This is a genomic window from Embleya sp. NPDC005971, from assembly GCF_040629175.1.
Classification (GTDB): Bacteria; Actinomycetota; Actinomycetes; order Streptomycetales; family Streptomycetaceae; genus Embleya.
Map to the genome: position 1 here is coordinate 217813 of NZ_JBEXUX010000003.1, position 20345 is coordinate 238157.

A 20345-nucleotide genomic window follows, 5' to 3' on the forward strand; every position below is an offset into this window, starting at 1 on the left:
CCTCACCCCCCGCTCACCCCCGAGATCGCACCGTCACGTCGTCGACCCGCGAATCCACCGGCAACATCAGTGTCGACAACACCACACCGGCCACCGTCACCGGATCGCTGTAACGCTCGCGCTCGAACACCGCGCCCTCCTGCTCCCGCACCGCACGCTGCATCGCCGTCGCCGTCCGCCCCGGATACACGCTGGTCACCCGCAGCGCCGGCTCCTCCTCCCGCAGCCCGTCGGCCAACGCCTTCAGCGCGTGCTTGCTCGCCGAATACGCCGCCCAGCCCGCGTTCGTCCGCAGCCCCGCCCCGCTGTTGAGCAAAACCACGCCGGCCCGCCCGCGCCGCAACGCCGGCAACAACACCCGCGTAACCTCCGCCACCGCGACCACGTTGACGGTCAGTGTGCGCGACCACACGTCCGCGGCCGTCTCCGCCACCGTGCCCAGTTCCGCGATACCCGCACTGTGCACCAGGCCCGCGAACGTCTCCTCGGCAAGCGGCGCAAGCGCGTCCGCGATCGTCTCGGGACGCTCCAGGTCCGCGACCACGGTCCGCACCCCGGGCCCGGCCAACTCCGCGGCCCGCCGCTGCGACCGCACGATCGCGACCAGGTCGTGGCCGCCCTCCCGCAACAGGCGGGCGATCTCCGCGCCGATACCACTGCCTGCACCGGTGATCACGTAAGTACTCATCCCGCCACCCTACGAGGTGCGCGAGCACCGGGACCGACGTTCTCGTCCGGTCTCGTGCGGCCTCACCCGCCCGACTGGAGCCCGCCGACCGATGACCCTGACCACCACCCTCCCCGGACACGGCCCACCCCCCGCCGATCCGGCCGCCCCGCACCCCGACCGGCCGGCACCCGCGGCCACCCGCTGGAACCTCGCGATGGTGCTGCTGCCCGCCGTGTTCGTCGCCGTGGTGGGCGGCCGACGCAGTTGGCTGTGCGACGACGGCCTGATCTTCACCCGACCGGTCCGGCAGATCCTGGCCGGCCACGGCCCCGTGTTCAATCCCGGCGAGCGCGCCGAGGCGGCCACCGGCACGCTGTGGCAGTGGCTGCTGGTGGCCGGCACCCGACTCAGCGGCCAGGACCCCGCGCCGCTGGCCGTGCGGCTGGGCCTGCTGTGCAGCGTGATCGGCTGGTTCCTGGCCGCCGACGCCGCCCGCCGACTGCACCGGACCAGGCCCGGCAGCGCCTTCCTGCTCCCGTGTGGCGCGCTGATCCTGCTCGCGCTCCCGCCGGTGTGGGACTTCGCCACCTCCGGCCTGGAAACCGGCCTGACCACCCTGTGGACCGCCGGCTGCTGGTGGCTCCTGGTCCGCCTCCCCCACGGCCCCCGCGCCCGCACCGCGTACGCCCTGGCCCTGCTCGCCGGCCTGGGCCCGCTGGTCCGCCCCGACCTGGCCGTCGCCGGCGCCGGCTTCCTGATCGCGCTCGCCCTCCTGCACCGTCCCCGGGCAGGCCGCGCACTCGCCCTGCTCGGCACCGCCGGCGCGCTCCCACTGGCCTACGAGATCTTCCGGATGGGCTACTACGGCGTCCTGCTCCCCCTCCCCGCGATCACCAAGGAGGCCACCGCCGCCGATTGGCCCCGGGGCTGGGCCTACGTCCGCGACCTGACCGACCCGTACCACCTGTGGCTGCCCGCGCTGGTACTGGCCGGCCTCGCCGCAGCCGCCGCCGTCGGCCGACCGCGCCCCGTCGGACCCGACCGACCCGCCGATCGCAGCCGACGCATCCTGTACGCCACACCCGTGTTGTGCGGCCTGGTGATGCTGCTCTACGTGGTCCGCGTCGGCGGCGACTTCATGCACGGCCGGATGTTGCTCCCGGGCCTGTTCCTGCTGCTCCTGCCGATCCTGCTGGTCCCCGCGAGCCGACTCGCGGCACCCGCCGTCGGCGCCCTGCTGGCCTGGTCCCTGCTGACCGCGACCGTCTTCCGGGTGCCCTACGCCGGCATCGGCCCGAGCGGCATCGCCGACGAACGCGGCTTCTACACGTCCGTCCTGGGCGTCGCCAACCCGGTCACCGCCGACGCGTTCGTCAACGGCTTCCCCGGCTTCCCGACGATGATCCAAGGCCCGCATCCGGAATATCGACACACCCTGGTCGACCGATCGCCGACCCACTCCTTCGTGGTCCCGCTGCGCCCGGACCTGCGCGCGTCGATCGTGGCGATATGGCCCTCGCTGGGCATGAACGGCGCCGCCACCCCCGTGACCGGCATCGCGCTCGACGACCTCGGCCTGGCCTATCCGCTCGGCGCACACATCCGACTGACCACCCGGGGCCGACCCGGACACGAGAAGCGGATCGACCCGGCATGGGTGCTGGCCGAATACGCCGACCCGGCCGCGCCCGCACCCCCGGGCATCGACCCGATCCGGATCGCCGCCGCCCGCTACACCCTCACCTGCGGCCCGACCGACCGCGGCCGACTCAAGGAACTGCGCGACTCGGTGCACGCCCCGATGACCTGGCGGCGCTTCACCACCAACCTGATCGGCGCGGTGGACCGCACGGCCTTCCGCTTCCCCGACGACCCGATCGCCGCCGCCCGCCGCATCTGCGGCGTCGACGTCCTGAAACCGGGCGTCCTCCCCACCCCGCCACCCCCGACCGCGACCACGACCCCGCCCTGAACCCGGAAGCGGCCCGCACCCCAGAAGGAGTGCGGGCCGCATCCGACCGTCCACGAGCGCGTCACGCCCCGCGCAGTACCGCCCCGGTCCGCTCGGTCGCCAGCGCCACCGCCGCGTCGCGCGCGGCCGTCGCCTCCTCGACCGTCAGCGTGCGGTCCGTCGCCCGGAAACGCAGCGCGTAGGCCAGCGACTTGCCGCCCTCGGCGATCTGCGCACCGGTGTACACGTCGAACAGTCGCACCGACTCCAACAACGCGCCCGCGCCCTCGACCAGCGCCGCCTCCACGCTCGCGGCCGGCACCGAGGCGTCCACGACCAGCGCGACGTCCTGCGTGGCCACCGGGTACGAGGAGATGTGGCCCGCCTGCGGCAGGTGTTCCCCGTCCAGGTCCGCGGTCAGCAGATCCAGGTCCAGTTCCATCGCGGCCACCCGCTCGGGCAGGTGCAGCGTCTTGAGTACCCGGGGGTGCAGCTCGCCCGCGTGCCCCACGACCCGCTCGGTCCCGTCCGGCGCGGTCGCCACGAGCGCCGCGCAGCGCCCGGGATGCCACGGCTCGTACTGGTCCTGACGCACCGTCAGCTCGACGCCGACGGCATCCGCGACCACCCGCGCGGCCTCGACCGCGTCCGCCCAGAGCTGCGGCCGGCCCTTGCCCCACCAGCCGGAGTGCTCCCACTCGCCGGCCAGCACCACCGCGACCCGCTGCGGCTGGTTCGGCAACGCCGCGGCCAACTGGGCCAGTTCCGCGTCGGTCGGCCGCCGGTCCACGGCGAGCTGCGGCGCGCGCGGGGTCGACGCGTTCGGCAGGAAGACCACTCCCGACTCGAACAGCGCCAGGTCCCCGTTACCGCGCCCCAGGTTGCGGCGCAGCGTCCCGAGCAGCCCCGGCAGCAACGTCGTGCGCAGCGCCGGCTCCTCCTCGGAGATCGGGTTGACCAACACGACGGTGCGTCGCCGCGCGTCGTCCTCGGCCAGCCCGAGGTCGTCGAACGCGCTCTGCCCCACGAACGGATAGTCGAGCACCTCGGCGAAGCCCGCGCCCGCGAGCGCCCGCCCGATCCGCCGCCGACGCCGCTGGTCCGCGGTCAGCCCACGACCGGCCGGCACCTGCGGCAGCGTGGAGGGCACCTGCTCGTAGCCCTCCAACCGGATGACCTCTTCGGCCAGGTCGTTCGGGTCGGTCAGGTCGGGCCGCCAGGTCGGCGGCAGCACGGTCAGCTCGTCGATGCCCTCGACCGAGCAGCCCACCTCCTGCAGCCGCTGGGCCACCGTCTCGCGGGTGTACGGCACGCCCGCGACCTTCGCCGCGTGGTCCGCCGCGAGCACGATCCGCACCGCCTCGCGCGGCGCGTCCACCTCGGTCACGCCCGCCTCGGCCTGGGCCCGCTCGCCGCCGAGCACGGCCAGCAGGTCCACCGCACGCTGCGCCGCGGCCCGGGCCGCCTCCGGGTCCACACCGCGCTCGAACCGGCGCGACGCCTCCGAACCCAGCTTGTGCCGGCGCGCGGTGCGCGCGATCGCCACCGGGTCGAAGTGCGCCGCCTCGATCACGATGTCGGCGGTCTCCGCGCCGATCTCGGTGCTCTCGCCGCCCATCACCCCCGCCAGGCCGATCGGCCCGCGGTTGTCGCAGATCAGCAGATCCTCGCGGTCGAGCCTGCGCTCCACGTCGTCCAGCGTGGTCAGCGTCTCGCCCTCGTGCGCGCGGCGCACCACGATCGGGCCCTGCAACCGGGCCCGGTCGTAGGCGTGCAGCGGCTGGCCCAGTTCGAGCATCACGTAGTTGGTGACGTCCACGACGAGCGAGATCGGCCGCATGCCGGCCATCTGCACCCGGCGCTGCAACCACAGCGGGGACGGCGCCTCGGGGTCGATGCCGACCACGGTGCGCGCCACGAACCGGTCGCACCCGGCCGCGTCCTCGACCAGGATCGGATAGCCGTACGAGTTCGCGTCCGGCACGTCCAGCAGCGCCGGGTCGCGCAGCGGCTGCCCGTAGGCGATCGCCGCCTCCCGGGCGACGCCGCGCATCGACAGGCAGTAGCCCCGGTCCGGGGTCACCGCGATGTCGAGCACCTCGTCGACCAGACCGAGCAGTTCGATCGCGTCCGCACCGACCTGCGCCTCGATCGGCAGCACGATGATGCCGTCGTGGTCGTCGCCCATGCCCAACTCGCGGGCCGAGCAGATCATCCCGCGCGAGACACGGCCGTAGGTCTTGCGCTCGGCGATCTCGAACGGGCCGGGCAACACGCCGCCCGGCAGGATCACCACGACCTTGTCGTCGACCTCGAAGTTGCGCGCGCCACAGACGATCTCCTGCGGCTCACCGGTGCCGTTGGCATCGCCGACGTCGACCTTGCAGAACCGGATCGGCTTCTTGAAGCCCTCCAGCTCCTCGATCTCCAGCACCCGGCCGACCACGAGCGGACCCTTGAGGTCCGCGCCGAGCTGCTCGACCGTCTCGACCTCCAGGCCCAGCGCCACGAGCTTGTCGGCGACGTCGCGCCCGGACTCGCCGGCGGGGAGGTCGACGTACTCCCGCAGCCAGGAAAGCGGGACCCGCATCAGATCTCCATCCCGAACGGAAGGGTGAACCGAACGTCACCCTCGACCATGTCTCGCATGTCCTCGACGTTGTGCCGGAACATCAGCGCACGCTCCAGGCCCACGCCGAACGCGAAACCGCTGTACACCTCGGGGTCGATGCCGCACGCGATCAGCACGCGCGGGTTGACCATGCCGCAGCCGCCCCACTCGATCCAGCCCTCGGACCGGCAGGTCCGGCACGGATGCTCCGGGTCGCCCACCGAGGCGCCACGACACACGAAGCACTTGAGGTCGAGCTCGGCGGAGGGCTCGGTGAAGGGGAAGTACGACGGGCGCAACCGGGTGACGATGCCCTCGCCGAACATCGCCTGGACGAAGTGGTCCAGGGTGCCCTTGAGGTCGCCCATGGTCAGGCCCTTGTCCACGGCCAGACCCTCGATCTGGCCGAAGACCGGGGTGTGCGTGGCGTCCAGCTCGTCGGTGCGGTACACCCGGCCCGGACAGATCACGTAGATCGGCGGGGTCCGGGTCAGCATGGTGCGGATCTGCACGGGCGAGGTGTGCGTGCGCAGCACCACGCCGGAGTCCGCCGAGCCGTCCTCGGCGCGCACGAAGAAGGTGTCCTGCATGGTCCGCGCGGGGTGGTCCGGCAGGATGTTGAGGGCGTCGAAGTTGTACCACTCCGCCTCGACCTGCGGGCCCTCGGCGACTTCGTAGCCCATCGCGACGAAGAGGTCCTCGATCCGCTCGGACAGCGTGGTCAGCGGGTGCCGCGCGCCGCGCGGAGCGCGGTCCCACGGCAGCGTGACGTCCACGGCCTCCTCGACCAGCACGCGCGCGTCGCGCTCGGCCTCCAGCTCGACCTGGCGCCGCTCCAGGGCCTGCCTGACCGCGCCGCGGGCCTGCCCGACCCGCTTGCCGGCCTCGGCCTTGGCCTGCGGCGGGAGCGCGCCGATCTCGCGGTTGGCGAGCGCGAGCGGCGACCGGTCGCCGGTGTGCGCGACCTTCGCCTCCTGCAACTCGGCCAGGTCGCTCGCGGCGGCCACCGCCGCGAGCGCCGCGTCGCGGGCCCGCTCGACTTCCTCTGGTTTCAACGCCTCGACCTCGACCGGGTCGTACGACTTGTTCGGTGCCGACATCTGTGTCCAGTGCTCCTGTGGGGGATCCGCCGGTGGTGGAGGCGGCAACGACGTCCTGCGACGTCCGCGCTCCGAGTTTACTGACGCCGCATGGGCGTGCGTGTGTCGGCCGGACCGCGACGAACTGCGGTGGAGCGTCCCGGCTTGCCGCGTCGACGGCGAGCTACATCAGGACGTCCGGCATCGCGGCCGGCAGGGTGAATCGAAATCGGGCTCCGCCGGACTCGGCACGATCCACGCCGATGCTGCCCGCGTGGGCCTGCACCAGGCCCTTGACGATGTACAGCCCCAGGCCGGTGCCGCCGCGGCGGTTGCCGCGCCAGAAACGGGTGAAGACGCGGTCGAGGAGTTCGTCCGGGATGCCCGGGCCCTCGTCGCTCACCGTGATCTCCGTCCCCTGCGCACCGGGCGCGGACCCGATGGAGACCGCGCGCATCTCGATGGTGACGGTTCCGGCGCCGTGGCGCACCGCGTTTTCCAGCAGGTTGCCGAGGATCTGGTCGAGCTTGTCGGCGTCCAGCCACATGCTGGGCAGCGGCCCGTCCACGGCGACCACGAACCGCTCGTCGGGCCATCCGTTGCATTCCATCGCGCGCAGATGCCGGTGCACCGCCTCCTCCATGTCGACGACCTGCCGGTTGAGTTGCAGCCGGCCCGCGTCGATCCGGGAGATGTCCAGGAGTTCGGTGATCAGCCGGGTGACCCGGTCGGCGTCCGCGTCGACCGTCTCCAGCATCAGCCGCTTCTGCTCGTCGGTGAACCGCTCCCACTTGGCCAGCAGGGTCGCGGTGAAGCCCTTGACCGAGGTCAGCGGCGAGCGCAGCTCGTGCGCGACGGTGGCGATCAGGTCGGAGTGGCCGCGCTCGATCCGCCGACGCGCGTCGGTACAGCGCAGCGACACCACCAGCTTGTCCAGCGGGCTGTGCGGCCCGTCCGCGTGCACGAAGGACGCCGTGACCAGGATCTCCCGACCGGCCAGGAGCAGATTGCGCTCCGGCTGCCGGGTCCGGGTGCCCAGGCCGCCGTACGGGTCGGTGCACACCCACCAGCGCCTGCCCTCGAGATCCTCCAGCGGCAGCGCGTCCGCGATGTGTTTGCCGAGCGCGTCCTCGGGACGCGTCCCGGTGATTCGGGCGGCGGCGGTGTTGAACGTGACCACCGTGCCGTTCTCGTCCGCGATCACCAGGCCGTCGGGCAGCATGTCGGCGTCCATCGGCCCCCTTCCCGTTTCGGGCCCGAGGGAGTTCCGGGCCGGACACACTATCCCAACGCGCGACCTGCCGTCCGGATGCGCCGGACGCAACGGACTCGTTCCCCCACCACCGGTCGTCAAGCCGAGTACGTCGGGGTCATCGCTCGCTTCGCGCACCCGAGCGACAGCCCCCCGGCCCGCGTTGCGCACGAGCGGACGCGTACAGACACACGGCTGCGGCGGTCGCCAGGTTCAAACTCTCGGCCCGTCCGTGGATCGGCACGCGCACCACGGCGTCGGCCAGCGCCCGGGTCTCCTCGGGCAGCCCCCACGCCTCGTTGCCGAATATCCACGCGGTGGGTCCGCCGAGCCCGCCCGCGTCCAACTCCCCGTCCAGATCCGCGTCCCCGGCGCCGTCGGCGGCCAGGACGCGCATCCCGGCGGCGCGCAGCGCGGCGACGGTGTCCTCGATCCGGGACCCGGTCACCACCGGCAGGTGGAAGAGGCTGCCCACCGAGGCACGCACGGCCTTGGGGTTGTACGGGTCCACCGACGCGTCGGTGAGCACGACCGCCTCGGCGCCGGCCGCGTCCGCCGCGCGCAGCACGGTGCCGGCGTTGCCGGGGTCGCGTACGTTCGCGAGCACCGCCACCAGGTCCGGCCGCGCGGCCATCGCCTGCTCCAGCGGTACGTCCACGAACCGGCACAGCGCGACCACGCCCTGCGGCGTCACGGTCTGGCTGATCGCCCCGACCACCTCGTCGGTGGCGGTGAACACCGGAACCCGGGCCGCTGCCGCGCCCGTGACCAGATCGGGGTAGCGCTCGGCCACCTCGGGGGTGATGTACAACTCGCGCAACGTCCCGGGCAGCGCCACCGCCTCGCGCACCGCCTGCGGGCCCTCGGCCAGGAACAACCGTTCACGGGCCCGGAAAGCGCGTTTGGCGAGCCGCCGGGCCGCCGCCACTCGTGGTGATCGGGTGGACGTCAGCTCGGGGCTCGCCATCGCGTTACCGTTCTCTGCTCTCGGCCTGTAACGACGTAGGAAATGCTGCGACATCGACGACGTGAGTCGACGATCAGGCCGCGGCGTCTTCCTTCTTCGCGTTGACATCGGCCGGCAGGGCCTTCTGCGCTACCTCGACGAGGGCGGCGAACGCCGGGGCGTCGTTGACCGCGAGCTCGGCGAGCATCTTGCGGTCGATCTCCACACCGGCGGCCTTGAGGCCCTGCACGAAGCGGTTGTAGGTCATCCCGTTCAGGCGGGCAGCGGCGTTGATGCGCTGGATCCACAGCTGACGGAAGTCCCCCTTCCGCTTCTTGCGGTCGTTGTAGTTGTAGACCATGGAGTGGGTGACCTGCTCCTTGGCCTTCCTGTACAGACGGGACCGCTGGCCGCGGTAGCCGGACGCCCGCTCGAGGATGACGCGGCGCTTCTTGTGGGCGTTGACTGACCGCTTGACGCGTGCCACTTGATGAACTCCTTGATGTCAGACCGCGGTGTGCGACCGCGACCCGGGTAAGTCTGGGACCGACGCCTGTCGCCGACCGGTGGGTTCTCGTCAGCCGGTGCGACGACGTGCTCGCTGCTACTACTTCTTGAGCAGCTTCTTGATCTTCTTGACGTCGGCCGGGGACACCTCGACGGTGCCGGCGAGGCGCCGGGTCACGGTCGAGGGCTTGTGTTCGAGAAGGTGACGGCGACCCGCACGCTGACGCAGCACCTTGCCGGAGCCGGTGATACGGAAGCGCTTGCTGGCACCGCTATGGGTCTTGTTCTTCGGCATGTCGCCGCAGTCTCCTCGTCGTGCCGTACCCGCCCGGTGGTCACCGGGCAGGCACAGATGTGTGTGCATATCGGGCGCGGGGCGACCCGTTCCGGGTCAGACCTGCTCTTCGGCCTTCGGCTCCGCGTCGCTCGCGACGGGTGCCTCGGCGGCCGGAGCGGCCTCGGCCGGGGCCGCCTCGGCCTGAGCCTCGGGGGCGTCCGTCTCGTCGGGGTGGTCGTCCCCGGCCTCGACGGCCACACGGCGCGCGTCCTTGCGAGCCGCCTGGGCCTCGCGGGCCTCGGCCATGGCCTCGGTCTTCTTCTTGTGCGGGCCCAGAACCATGATCATGTTGCGGCCGTCCTGCTTCGGGTTCGACTCGATGAACCCGAGATCCTGGACGTCCGTCGCGAGACGCTGCAGCAGTCGGTAGCCCAACTCGGGCCGGGACTGCTCGCGACCACGGAACATGATCGTGATCTTGACCTTGTCGCCCTGCTTCAGGAACCGCTCGACGTGACCCTTCTTGGTGTCATAGTCGTGCGGGTCGATCTTCGGCCGGAGCTTCATCTCCTTGATGACCGTGTGCGCCTGGTTCTTGCGCGCTTCACGGGCCTTCATGGCCGACTCGTACTTGAACTTGCCGTAGTCCATGAGCTTGCAGACCGGCGGCCGGGCGTTGGCCGCGACCTCGACGAGGTCGAGGTCGTACTCCTGGGCAAGTTCCATGGCCTTGGCCAGCGGGACGATTCCGACCTGCTCGCCGCCAGGACCAACGAGTCGCACCTCGGGGACGCGAATCCGGTCGTTGATGCGGGGCTCGGCGCTGATGGGGCCTCCTCATACCTGAAGCGGCCGCGGGCGAAGCGGCCACATGTGTCTCGGTGTAACTTCCCCCGAGCCAGGTTCCGCGCGAAGCCATCCAGGCAACGCGAAAAAGCCTCGCACGGTTGCATGCGAGGCTCCACCACCGGCAACGAAGCCGCCCAGGGGGCGACGAACGCGAAACGAACGCACACGAGGTGCGACACGCCGGACCGGTACCCGTCGTCCGTGAGGTCGATCGGGTGGGAGACGGAGCCTCCGCTTGCAGGCCGGGCATGCAGATGCCCGGTCGGTCGATACACCACTCTACCACTGGCTCGAACATGCCGAAGGGCCCCGTTGTTCCCCGATTCCGGGGCATACCCGAGACTGGGCACATGAGCGAGAGCGCCCCACATATGTCACCCGCCCCCTCCGACGACCTCGACGGGGTCGAGACCATGACCCGCGACATCGCCGACGTGCCGGCGGTCGAGGTCATCACCACCTTGTCCGTGCACCTGATGAGCGCGGCGGCGGTCAAGCTGGGTCTGGCCGAGGACGGCGAGGCGCACAAGGACCTGGACGAGGCCCGCAAGCTGATCACCGCCCTCGCGGGCCTGGTCACCGCCGCGGCTCCCGAGGTGGGCTCCTATCACGCGGGCCCGCTGCGCGACGGCCTCAAGACCCTGCAACTCGCCTTCCGCGAAGCCTCCACACACCCCGACCAGGTCGGCAAGGGCCCCGGCGAAAAGCTCACCGGCCCCGTCCACGCCTGACCCACCCCGGCCGGCCGGGCCGCCCCGGCCCGCCCGGCCACCCGGCACCCGAAGCCAAGCAGCCACCGCCCGCCCCGGTCGACGATCCAGCCCGTCCGGCGCTTGAGCACAAGTAGGCCGCAAGCCGGCCCACCCCGACCCGGCAAGCCCCACCCGACTCGGTCCCGGCCTCCCCAAGCCATCCAGCCCGTCCGGCGCTTGAGGACAAGTAGGCCGCAGGCCAGCCCACCCCCTCCCGGCCGACCCCACCCGGCTCGCGCCACCCCGGCCGGCCCCACCCTGCCCGCCCAAGCCATCCAGCCTGTCCGGCGCTTGAGGACGAGCGGGCCGCAGGCCGGCCCACCCCGACCCGGCAAGCCCCACCCGACTCGGTCCCGGCCTCCCCAAGCCATCCAGCCCGTCCGGCGCTTGAGGACAAGTAGGCCACAGGCCGGCCCACCCCGACCCGGCAAGCCCCACCCGACTCGGTCCCGGCCTCCCCAAGCCATCCAGCCCGTCCGGCGCTTGAGGACGAGCGGGCCGCAGGCCGGCCCACCCCGACCCGGCAAGCCCGTCCGGCTCGCGCCGCCCCGGCCCGGTCGGCCATCCAGCCCGTCCGGCGTCCGAGGACAAGGTGGGTCGGCGCGACCTCACCCGCCCGCGCTCAGCGCACGTACAGCGGGTCCACGTCGAGCGCGCTGCCGGGCGGCAACATCGCCAGATCCAGGCCACGATCCAACCGCGCCCGCACCACGTCGTCCTCGGCCAGCCGTCCCACGATCCGCCGCGCGGCCTCGGTGACCTCGGTCGGCGACGCCGCCGCGACCAGGCTCAGCGTCAACTCCTGCTCGCCGCCCTCGGTCAGGTAGACCGCCGAGACCGCCCCCTCCGGCAGCACCGCCGCCCGGACCGCGCCCAGGATCTCCGGATCTCGGTGCGGCGCCAGGTGCGCCCGCCCTTCGGCCACCGCCCGCAACCGGCTCCCGCTGAGCTCGTACGGGTGCGGCCCGGCCAGGTCCAGCAGCAGCGTGTCCGCCTCCTCCGCGTACGCGGCGTGCGCGGCACGCGCGGCCTCGACCGGAATCGGCCGCGCGTCCGCGCGCCAGCGGGCCAGCGCCGCCACCGAGGTGAACGCGGGCAGCGCCCGGCGCCCGTCCGGCCCCTGGATCGTGGGCACGGCCATGTCACTGGACTTCTCCCGGCGCAATTCGCCCGGCGCGACGTCCTCCTCCTCGGTCAGGATCGCCACCACCGGTACCAGCAGCCGCGCCTCGCGCAACGCCAGCGAGACCGCCTCGTCGTCCACCTCCCGAGCCGCCAGGGCCTCGGCCAGAGCCGGATACGCGCTGCCGTCGTCGTCGGGAAAACCGGTGTCGGGAATGCTCTTGCCGCTGAAATCCACCCGTCGACTCTAGTCCCGTGCCCGACGAAGCTCATCCCGGCACGGCGCCCACCCCGGCCCCGTCCGCGCCCCCGAAACACCCCACGCCCCGAGCACCGGACCCGCCCCACGCCCCGAACGGCCGCCCCGTCCGCCACCCCCGAACGCGGCACCCCACCCCGGCCCCACCCACCGCCCCATCGCCACGACACCCGGCACGATCCGTACGGCAAAGGACACCGCACGACCGCGCCCCTCCCGCACCGCACGAAGCGGCACCGACGCGACACGATCGGCGTGTCCGGGCCGCCCAACGCCGGCAACGACGCACCACACCGGCGACCACCGCCGGCAATCCGTCGAGCTCCGGGCGTGTCCCGGCCCCACACCCGGCCAAGACACAGGGCCCCGCCGCCCCAAACCCCCAGCCGCCCACGGCAAAGGTCGCGGCTCGGCGACCACTTGCCGACCCGCGACCTCTACCGAGGTCCGGCTCGCTCGAACCGGATCGAGCCACGACGGCATCATCGAGGCGTCGTGTCCGAACGGGCCGAGCGCCGGGCCGAGCCGGCCCGTCCTGGCCCGTGCTCGGACGGGTGGGCTGTGACCGGTCCGGTTCCCGAACCGGGTTCAGCGTAGGAAGCGGCGGGATTTGCCGTCCGGGACTCCCAGAAAGCTCACCCATTCGAGTGACTCCCGATGACTCCCGAAGCACTCAGGAGAGGCCGAGGCGCCGATAGCGCAGCTTCCGCGCGGCCAGGCGCTCCTCCGCGTCCAGCGCCCGCAGCGTGCCGAGTTCGTGGTCGAGCACACCCGCCACCCGGCGCACGAACGCCTCGGGTTCCTCGGCGGCGTCCGGGTGCTCGGGCACCACCCGGTCCACGATCCGGTCCCGATACAGGTCGGCGGAACGAATGCCCTGTCGTCCGGCGATCTCGGCGGCGCGCTCGGTGCCGCGAAACAGGATGGCCGCCGCACCCTCCGGCGGCAGCGGCGACAACCAGCCGTGCTGTGCACAGATCACCCGGTCCGCGGGCAACAGCGCGAGCGCGCCGCCGCCGGAGCCCTGACCCAGCAACAGACACACCGTCGGAGCGGGCAACAGCACCAACTCGGCCAGGCAGCGGGCGATCTCGCCGGCCAACCCACCCTCCTCCGCCTCGCGCGAGAGCGCGGCGCCGGCGGTGTCCACCACCGTGACCAACGGCAGGCCCAACTCGGCGGCCAGCCGCATGCCCCGCCGGGCCTGACGCAACCCGGCCGGGCCGAACGGACCGTGCTCGCTCTGCCGGGTGCGATCGTGGCCCAGCACCACGCACGGCGCGCCGGGCCCCGGGCCGACCCCGAACCGGGCCAGCACCAGGCGCAGCGCCGGCTCGCTCTCCCCCTCGCCGGTCCCGCGCAGCGGGGTGACCGAGCGCGCACCGTGCCGCAACAACGCGCGCAACCCCGGGCGGCGCGCATCACGCGAACGCTCCACCGAAGTCCACGCCGGCACGTCCTCGAACAGCGGTTCGCCCACACCCGACGACCCCGTCGGCGACCCCACCTGCGCCCCCGCCACCGGATCGGCCGGTGGGCCCGCCGCCGGCCCCGACCCGGCAAAGCCCGAGTCGAGCACGTCGAAGACCCGGATCGCGACCTGCCGCAGTTCCCCGGGCGGCACGACCGCGTCGATCAGGCCGTGCTCGTACAGGTTCTCCGCGACCTGCACACCGGTCGGGAACGGGTGCCCGTGCAGCGCCTCGTACACCCGCGGCCCGAGAAACCCGATCAACGCGCCGGGCTGGGCCGCCGTGACATGCCCGAGCGAGCCCCACGAGGCGAACACGCCACCGGTGGTGGGGTGTCGCAGATAGACGAGATAGGGCAGGCCGGCCGCGCGGTGTGCGGCCACCGCCGCGGAGATCTTGACCATCTGCAGGAACGCGACGGTGCCCTCCTGCATGCGGGTGCCCCCGGAGGTGGGTGAGGCCACCAGCGGCAGGCCCTCGGCGGTGGCCCGCTCCACCGCGAGGGTCAGCCGTTCGGCCCCCGCCACTCCGATCGAGCCGGCCAGGAAGTCGAACTCGCACGCGGCCACCGCCACCCGACGGTCGTGGATCCGGCCCTCCCCGGTGACCAGCGCCTCGTCCAGGCCGGTGCGCGCGCGGGCCGCCGCCAACTCGGCCGCGTACGTCGGATCCGGCTCCGCGAGCGTGGGCAGCGGGTCGTTCCAGGCGCGGAAACTGCCCGGATCCAGGACGCGTTCGATCAGATCGAGCGCCCGCACTCGCTCGGGGTGACTCATACGATCAAGCTAGCGCCACGCCCGGCAACGTTCACCCCGTCGCGGCGTGCGACCCACCCGACGCCCGTACACCCGCCGACCGATGCCGGTGCGTCGCCGGCGATGAGTCCTACCGGTCGGTACGCCGATCTGGCAGGCTGCGGGAATGGCTCCTCTCACCGCCGCCCCGCCCGTGTCCGCTCCCGCCGCGACGCCCACCCTCGGCGCCGACCGTTCCCGCTACGACCGGGCCACCGCGCACCTGGACGCACCGTTCGCGATCGTGGACCTGGCCGCCTACCGGGCCAACGCGGCGGACCTGGTGCGGCGCGCGGGTGGCACACCGCTGCGGGTGGCGAGCAAGTCGGTGCGCTGCCTGCCGCTGCTGCACGAGGTGTTGGCGCTGGACGGCTTCCAGGGCGTGATGGCGTTCACCCTGCCCGAGGGGTTGTGGCTGGCGGGCGAGGGGATCACCGACGTGCTGGTGGCCTACCCCTCGACGGACCGGGCGGGCTACCGCCGGCTGGCGGCGGACGCCGAGGCAGCGGCACGGGTGACGATCATGATCGACGACCCGGCCCAGTTGGACCTGATCGAGCGGGCGATCGCCGACGTGCGGCCCCGGGCCGAGCTGCGCGTGTGCGTGGACATCGACACCTCGTGGCAACCGCTGGGCGGCCGGGTGCACATCGGCGCGCACCGCTCGCCGCTGCACTCACCGGAGCAGGTGGTCGCGGTCGCCGAGGAGGTGACCCGACGGCCGGGCTTCCGGCTCGTGGGACTGATGGCCTACGAGGCGCACATCGCCGGGGTCGGCGACGCGCCCGAGGGCCGCGCGCTGTACGGCCGGATCCTGCGCGCGATGCAGGCGCGGGCGGGCGCCGAACTGAGCCGGCGCCGGGCCGAGATCGTCCGCGCGGTGCGCGCGATCGCCCCGCTGGAGTTCGTCAACGGCGGCGGCACCGGCAGCGTGGAGCGCACCGCCGCGGAATCCTCGATCACCGAGGTCGCGGCCGGCTCCGGGCTCTTCCAACCGCGCCTGTTCGACCACTACACCTGTTTCCGGGGCCGCCCCGCCGCGCTGTTCGCGCTGCCCGTGGTGCGCCGCAACGGACACGGCTGCGTGACCGTGCTCGGTGGCGGCTATCCGGCCTCGGGGGTGCCCGCGGCCGACCGGCTGCCCCAGCCGTACCTGCCGCCGGGCCTGTCGTACCAGTCGCAGGAGGCGGCCGGCGAGGTGCAGACGCCGCTGCGCGGCGCGCCGGCGGACGACTTGCGGATCGGTGACTCGGTGTGGTTCCGGCACGCCAAGGCGGGCGAACTGTGCGAGCGTTTCGACGCGCTGCATCTGGTGGACGGCGATCGGGTGGTGCGTACCGTGCCCACCTATCGGGGCGAGGGACACACCTTCCTGTGACCGCCGCGGGGCCGGTCGAATCACGTCGACGACGGGAACCGACCGGCCGTTAACCGGACAAGACCCACCCGTTCGGCCCACCCGACAAAAAACGACCCGTTGAGGGGCTGTCCGGCACCACTGCGGATGGCCCACAATGCCCATTGCCGGCGCCGTATCGGCGCGGCAGTACGTCCGGCCGCTGAAAGGTCGCAGCCATGATCGCGCGCTTGGGCACGCTCGGGCAGGAACACCCCGTGACCGGGGTAACGATCTGGCGCGGTTGCGCGGTGGTCCACCTGGCCGGCGAACTGGACCTGCACAACGCCCCGTTGCTGCATCGCACGCTGATCGAGCTGATCGACGGCGGTTGTCGCCGGGTGGTCGTGGACGCCACCGGGCTGAACTTCTGCGACTCGGTCGGTTTGGGTGTGCTGATAGACGCGTTCAAGTCGATGCACGCGTTCTCCGGCGAACTGCGCCTGGCCGCACCCGATCGCAACGTCCGCGCGACGTTGCGGATGACCGGCCTGATCGACGTGCTGGGCGTGCGCGACACCCTGCAGGAAGTACTCGACGAGTTCTCCGACTGAGTCCGCGTCGCCGCGCGGGCCCGCGTCGGTGCGGTGCGGCATGATCGGGCGGGTGACTCAACGTCTGATGCTCCTCGACACCGCGTCCCTGTACTTCCGCGCCTACTTCGGCGTCCCGGAATCGGTCAAGGCTCCCGACGGCACGCCGGTCAACGCCGTGCGCGGCCTGGTCGACTTCATCACCCGCCTGGTCGAGGACCGCCGGCCCACCCGGCTGGTGGCATGCATGGACGCGGACTGGCGACCGCAGTTCCGGGTCGACGCGATCCCCTCCTACAAGGCGCACCGGGTCGCCGAGGCGGCCGGGCCGGACGAGGAGGAGATCCCGGACACGCTCGCCCCGCAGGTGCCGGTGATCGAGCAGGTGTTGGACGCGTTGGGCATCCCGCGGGTGGGCGTGCCGGGCTTCGAGGCGGACGACGTGATCGCCACCCTGGCCGAGCGGGCCGGCATCGCGGTGGACATCGTCACCGGCGACCGGGACCTGTTCCAACTCGTCGACGACGCACGCGCGATCCGGGTGCTCTACACGGTCAAGGGCGTGGCCGCGCACGAGGTGATCGACGAGGCCGCCGTGCTCGCCCGCTACGGCGTGCCCGCCTCGGCCTACGCGGACTTCGCCACGCTGCGCGGCGACGCCAGCGACGGCCTGCCCGGGGTCAAGGGCATCGGGGACAAGACCGCGGCGCAGTTGATCGGCGAGTACGGCGACCTGGCCGGCGTGCGGGCCGCGGCGGCCGACCCGGCGGCCAGGCTGACCCCGGCGCGGCGGGCCCGGATCCTGGAGGCGGGCGACTACCTGGACGTGGCCCCGGGCGTGGTGCGGGTGGTGCGGGACGTACCGCTGCCGCCGGCGGCCGAGTGGGATCGGCCGCTGCCCACCGAGCCGGCCGATCCGGTCGCGCTCGACGCGCTGCGCCGGCAGTGGGGCCTGACCGGTCCGGTGCACCGGTTGCTCGACGTGCTCACCCCCCGTCGGTGATGCCCGGAATCTCCGCCTGAGGACGGCGGCCGGCCACTCGAAAGGGTCGCTCCCGAACGCGCCGGGCGCACGGGCGACAATGTGACCCGGGTCACATCGGAAAGTTCCGCGGAATCTGTCACGTTCGCCGCGAAGCCATGTCTCCCCGGGCATGCGTACCGAGTGTGACACCACGATCACCACCCGACCCGACCGCGATCGGCTCCGCGGCGAGTGGCAACGGGTGACCTTGCGGGCCGGCTGGCCGGGCCGGGTCGCCTGGCACAGCGACGCCGTCGAGCAATGCCTGGACGCCTTCGTCCGCAACGGCGACATGCAGTCCGCGTGCCCGGCCCTGGCCCGGGACCGGGCCGCCGCCGAGATCCCGCTGGACGTGGCACTGGCCGAACTGGACGCGCTGTTCCTGTGCGGCCTCGCACAGGGCGCGCCCGGCCCGCTCGTGCAGTCCTACCTGAGCACCCGCGCCCGGGCGATCCCGCCCGGCACCCTGCCGCCCGGCACCGACCCGATCACCGAACTCCCCTCGGCCGCGCTCCTGCAACAAGGTCTGGGCCGGCGGGCCGCCGCGGGCGAGCACGTGCGGATCGTCGTGGTGCGCCTGGAAGTCCCCGAGTCGTTGATGTGGGGCCACCTGCGCCACCTGCTGCTGACCGCCCGCCACCTGGAACGTGCGCTCGGCGACCGGGCGTACGCGGTGCCGCCCGGCCGACTTATGGCCCTGCTCGACGGCGACGACCCCGAATTGCCGGACCGCCTGGACCGCCTGTGCCGGGCGCCCGTGGACCCGCTGGACGGTCCCGGCGGGGTCCCCGGTGGCGCCCCGCGCATCCCACGTTCGAGCGTGCGTTTGACCACCGCGCCGGGCACGACGGGTCGGTAACCCGAGATGAACCGGCTCTTCGTACACATGCTCGTCACCCGAATGACCCAGCGTCACGCCCACCGCCGACCGCCGCGCGGCACGGGCGCGGGCGTTCCGACCTCGCGCCCGTGTCACACCACCCGCGCCGGAGCGCACTCCGGGTGCCTTCCCGGGGCCCACCGCTTCTGGACAGACCGTGTCCGGATGGTCACGATGCTGTCCGAACGATCGGGTACGGCACGGGAACAAGGGGGCAAACGGTGGCACGCGAGGACGACGCGGCGACCCCGGACCCCAGCGGCGACGCGAACGGCGGCTCCGCCGAGGCGACCGGCTCCGGCGCATGTCCCCCCTTCGTCCCCGGCCAACGCGGCGTACACCACCCCCGGTTCTGCGACGGCGACGTCGGGCCCGAGCCGGCCGCAACCCAACCGGCCGAGCCCTGGTCGCCCGACACCGCAACGCCCCACCCCTTCGCGACCGACCCGGGCGGCGGCCACACCGACGCCGCGGCCGTGTCGTTCGAGGGCCCGGCGGACGGCGAACTGGCCGACCTGGTGCGCGCCGGCGACGGCGACGCCTACGGCCCGCTCTACCAACGCCACGTCGGCTCGGTCCGCCGCTTCGCACGCACCTGCACCCGCACCCCCGAGGCCGCCGACGACCTGTGCGCCGAGGCGTTCGCCCGCACGCTCCAGGCGCTGCGCTCGGGCCAGGGGCCGAAGGAGGCGTTCCGGGCCTACCTGCTCACCACCGTGCGGCACGTCGCTGGCGACTGGACCAAGAGCGACCGCCGCGAATGGCTCACCGAGGATTTCACCGTCTTCGAGTCCGCGTGGGAGAACCAGGACCGGATCGTGAAGGCCGACGACGCGCGGCTCGCGCTCCAGGCCTTCCAGGGCTTGCCCGAGCGGTCCCGGACGGTGCTGTGGCACGTGGACATCGAGGGCGAGCAGGCCGTGCAGGTCGCCCCGCTGGTCGGCGAGAACCCGGACAACGTGCGCAAGATCCTGGAGCGCGCCCGCCAGGAACTGCGCGACAACTACTTCGTGGCGTTCGCCACCGGCGGCGTCAAGGACGAGAACTGCAAGAAGTTCACCCGGCACTACGGCCGGCACATCCGCAACCGGATGGACTCCGAAAAGCGCCGGGAAAGCATCGACGCGCACCTGAAGAAGTGCAGCCGGTGCAACGAGACCTACGCCGAGATGGTCGACGTCCGCGACCGGTACGGGCCGATCGCGCTGGGGCTGATCGGCATCACCGCGCCGATCTTCCTCAGCGGCACGGCCGTGGCCGCGGGCACCACCGCGGCGGCCGCGGCCGTGGCCGGCGGCATGGGCCTGGCCGCGGGCGCCACCGGCGCGAGCGGCGTCGCGAGCGGTGTGGCCGCGGGCGCCGCCGCGGCCGGGAGCGCGGCGGCCGGCGCCGGCGTGGGCGCCGCCGCGGCCAAGGGCGCGAGTCAGGCCGGCCAGACCGCCGGCCGCTCGTCGCTGATCGCGGGCGGTGTGGTGGTGGCCGTGGCGGTGGCCGCGTTCGCCCTCGTGGACTCCGACAAACCCAAGCCGAAGCGCCCGGCCCCGCCGGTGGCCGCCTCCGCGCCCGCCCCGCTGCCGCCGCCCGCCGCCGATACCCCTCCCCCGCAACCCTCGCCGCCCGACCCGGAGGTCGAGCCGGCCGCCACACCGCCGCCGGCCGCGACCCAACCGCCGCCCCCGAAGCCCACCAAGTACCCGCCGACCAGGCCCGCCCCGACCAAGGTCAAGCCGACCCGGTCCGGTCCGACCCTGGTGGTCGACAACAAGGAGTTCCGCGCCGACGACAACAAGGTCGGCTTCAAATGCGACAACGGCGCGGGCAAGTGGTGCGAGAACCCGACCATCACCGTGCCCAGCGCACTGGCCGCACCGCTGATGCCGGCCGGCTCCACCGCCGAGTGCACCGAGGTGAAGGGCAAGAACGGCTCGCACTACACGCTGTGCCGGCGCTGACCCCACACCCCGTCCGCCC

Annotated in this window: 17 protein-coding genes; 7 read left to right on the forward strand and 10 right to left on the reverse strand. The window is 73.0% G+C overall.

Annotation, left to right across the window (positions count from 1 at the left end; translation table 11 throughout):
• Positions 1–13 precede the first annotated feature (13 nt).
• Positions 14–688, reverse strand: coding sequence for an SDR family oxidoreductase (locus tag ABZ374_RS05180; RefSeq protein WP_360306293.1), 675 nt, complete (start codon positions 686–688; stop codon positions 14–16).
• Positions 689–779: 91 nt separating this feature from the next.
• Here ABZ374_RS05180 and ABZ374_RS05185 point away from each other — a divergent pair, with 91 nt between their 5' ends.
• Positions 780–2642: a hypothetical protein gene (locus ABZ374_RS05185; RefSeq protein WP_360306295.1), complete on the forward strand. Its 1863-nt coding sequence runs from the start codon at positions 780–782 to the stop codon at positions 2640–2642.
• Between the two features lie 61 nt (positions 2643–2703).
• Here the strand turns inward: ABZ374_RS05185 and pheT are convergent, their stop codons facing one another.
• From pheT to infC, 7 genes are all read right to left on the reverse strand, one after another.
• The gene (pheT, locus tag ABZ374_RS05190; protein WP_360306297.1) at positions 2704–5211 is read right to left on the reverse strand and encodes a phenylalanine--tRNA ligase subunit beta; all 2508 of its coding nucleotides are present in this window, start codon (positions 5209–5211) and stop codon (positions 2704–2706) included.
• Positions 5211–6332 carry a phenylalanine--tRNA ligase subunit alpha gene (gene pheS / locus ABZ374_RS05195; protein WP_360306299.1) on the reverse strand — a complete coding sequence of 374 codons (1122 nt, stop codon included), beginning with the start codon at positions 6330–6332 and terminating at the stop codon, positions 5211–5213. Before pheS ends, pheT begins: the two co-directional genes overlap by 1 nt.
• Positions 6333–6495: 163 nt before the next feature.
• On the reverse strand, positions 6496–7545 hold the full coding sequence (locus ABZ374_RS05200) for an ATP-binding protein (protein ID WP_360306301.1): 1050 nt from the start codon (positions 7543–7545) through the stop codon (positions 6496–6498).
• Positions 7546–7681: 136 nt separating this feature from the next.
• Positions 7682–8530, reverse strand: a complete 849-nt coding sequence (locus ABZ374_RS05205; protein WP_360306303.1) for an RNA methyltransferase — start codon at positions 8528–8530, stop codon at positions 7682–7684.
• 73 nt (positions 8531–8603) lie between these two features.
• Positions 8604–8996, reverse strand: a complete 393-nt coding sequence (rplT, locus tag ABZ374_RS05210; protein WP_020552013.1) for a 50S ribosomal protein L20 — start codon at positions 8994–8996, stop codon at positions 8604–8606.
• Positions 8997–9116: 120 nt separating this feature from the next.
• Positions 9117–9311 (reverse strand): 50S ribosomal protein L35, encoded by a 195-nt coding sequence (gene rpmI / locus ABZ374_RS05215; protein WP_360306305.1) that lies wholly within the window; start codon positions 9309–9311, stop codon positions 9117–9119.
• Positions 9312–9407: 96 nt separating this feature from the next.
• Positions 9408–10121 carry a translation initiation factor IF-3 gene (gene infC, locus ABZ374_RS05220; protein WP_360306464.1) on the reverse strand — a complete coding sequence of 238 codons (714 nt, stop codon included), beginning with the start codon at positions 10119–10121 and terminating at the stop codon, positions 9408–9410.
• Positions 10122–10513: 392 nt separating this feature from the next.
• Between infC and ABZ374_RS05225 the strand changes: the two genes are divergently transcribed.
• Positions 10514–10873 (forward strand): DUF1844 domain-containing protein, encoded by a 360-nt coding sequence (locus ABZ374_RS05225; protein WP_360306467.1) that lies wholly within the window; start codon positions 10514–10516, stop codon positions 10871–10873.
• 643 nt (positions 10874–11516) lie between these two features.
• Here the strand turns inward: ABZ374_RS05225 and ABZ374_RS05230 are convergent.
• Entirely contained in the window at positions 11517–12254 is a 738-nt protein-coding gene (locus tag ABZ374_RS05230; RefSeq protein ID WP_360306307.1) for an SseB family protein, read from the reverse strand.
• Positions 12255–12948: 694 nt separating this feature from the next.
• Positions 12949–14523 (reverse strand): carboxyl transferase domain-containing protein, encoded by a 1575-nt coding sequence (locus ABZ374_RS05235; protein ID WP_360306309.1) that lies wholly within the window; start codon positions 14521–14523, stop codon positions 12949–12951.
• Positions 14524–14668: 145 nt separating this feature from the next.
• On the opposite strand from ABZ374_RS05235, the gene ABZ374_RS05240 reads away from it, so the two are divergent.
• From ABZ374_RS05240 to ABZ374_RS05260, 5 genes are all read left to right on the forward strand, one after another.
• Positions 14669–15919 carry an amino acid deaminase/aldolase gene (locus ABZ374_RS05240; protein ID WP_360306311.1) on the forward strand — a complete coding sequence of 417 codons (1251 nt, stop codon included), beginning with the start codon at positions 14669–14671 and terminating at the stop codon, positions 15917–15919.
• A gap of 197 nt (positions 15920–16116) precedes the next feature.
• Positions 16117–16491 (forward strand): STAS domain-containing protein, encoded by a 375-nt coding sequence (locus ABZ374_RS05245; protein WP_360306313.1) that lies wholly within the window; start codon positions 16117–16119, stop codon positions 16489–16491.
• A 40-nt stretch (positions 16492–16531) separates the two neighbouring features.
• Positions 16532–17473: a 5'-3' exonuclease gene (locus ABZ374_RS05250; RefSeq protein ID WP_360306315.1), complete on the forward strand. Its 942-nt coding sequence runs from the start codon at positions 16532–16534 to the stop codon at positions 17471–17473.
• A gap of 151 nt (positions 17474–17624) precedes the next feature.
• On the forward strand, positions 17625–18353 hold the full coding sequence (locus ABZ374_RS05255) for a hypothetical protein (protein ID WP_360306317.1): 729 nt from the start codon (positions 17625–17627) through the stop codon (positions 18351–18353).
• A 242-nt stretch (positions 18354–18595) separates the two neighbouring features.
• Positions 18596–20326, forward strand: coding sequence for a sigma-70 family RNA polymerase sigma factor (locus ABZ374_RS05260; RefSeq protein WP_360306319.1), 1731 nt, complete (start codon positions 18596–18598; stop codon positions 20324–20326).
• The last annotated feature ends 19 nt before the right edge of the window (positions 20327–20345 follow it).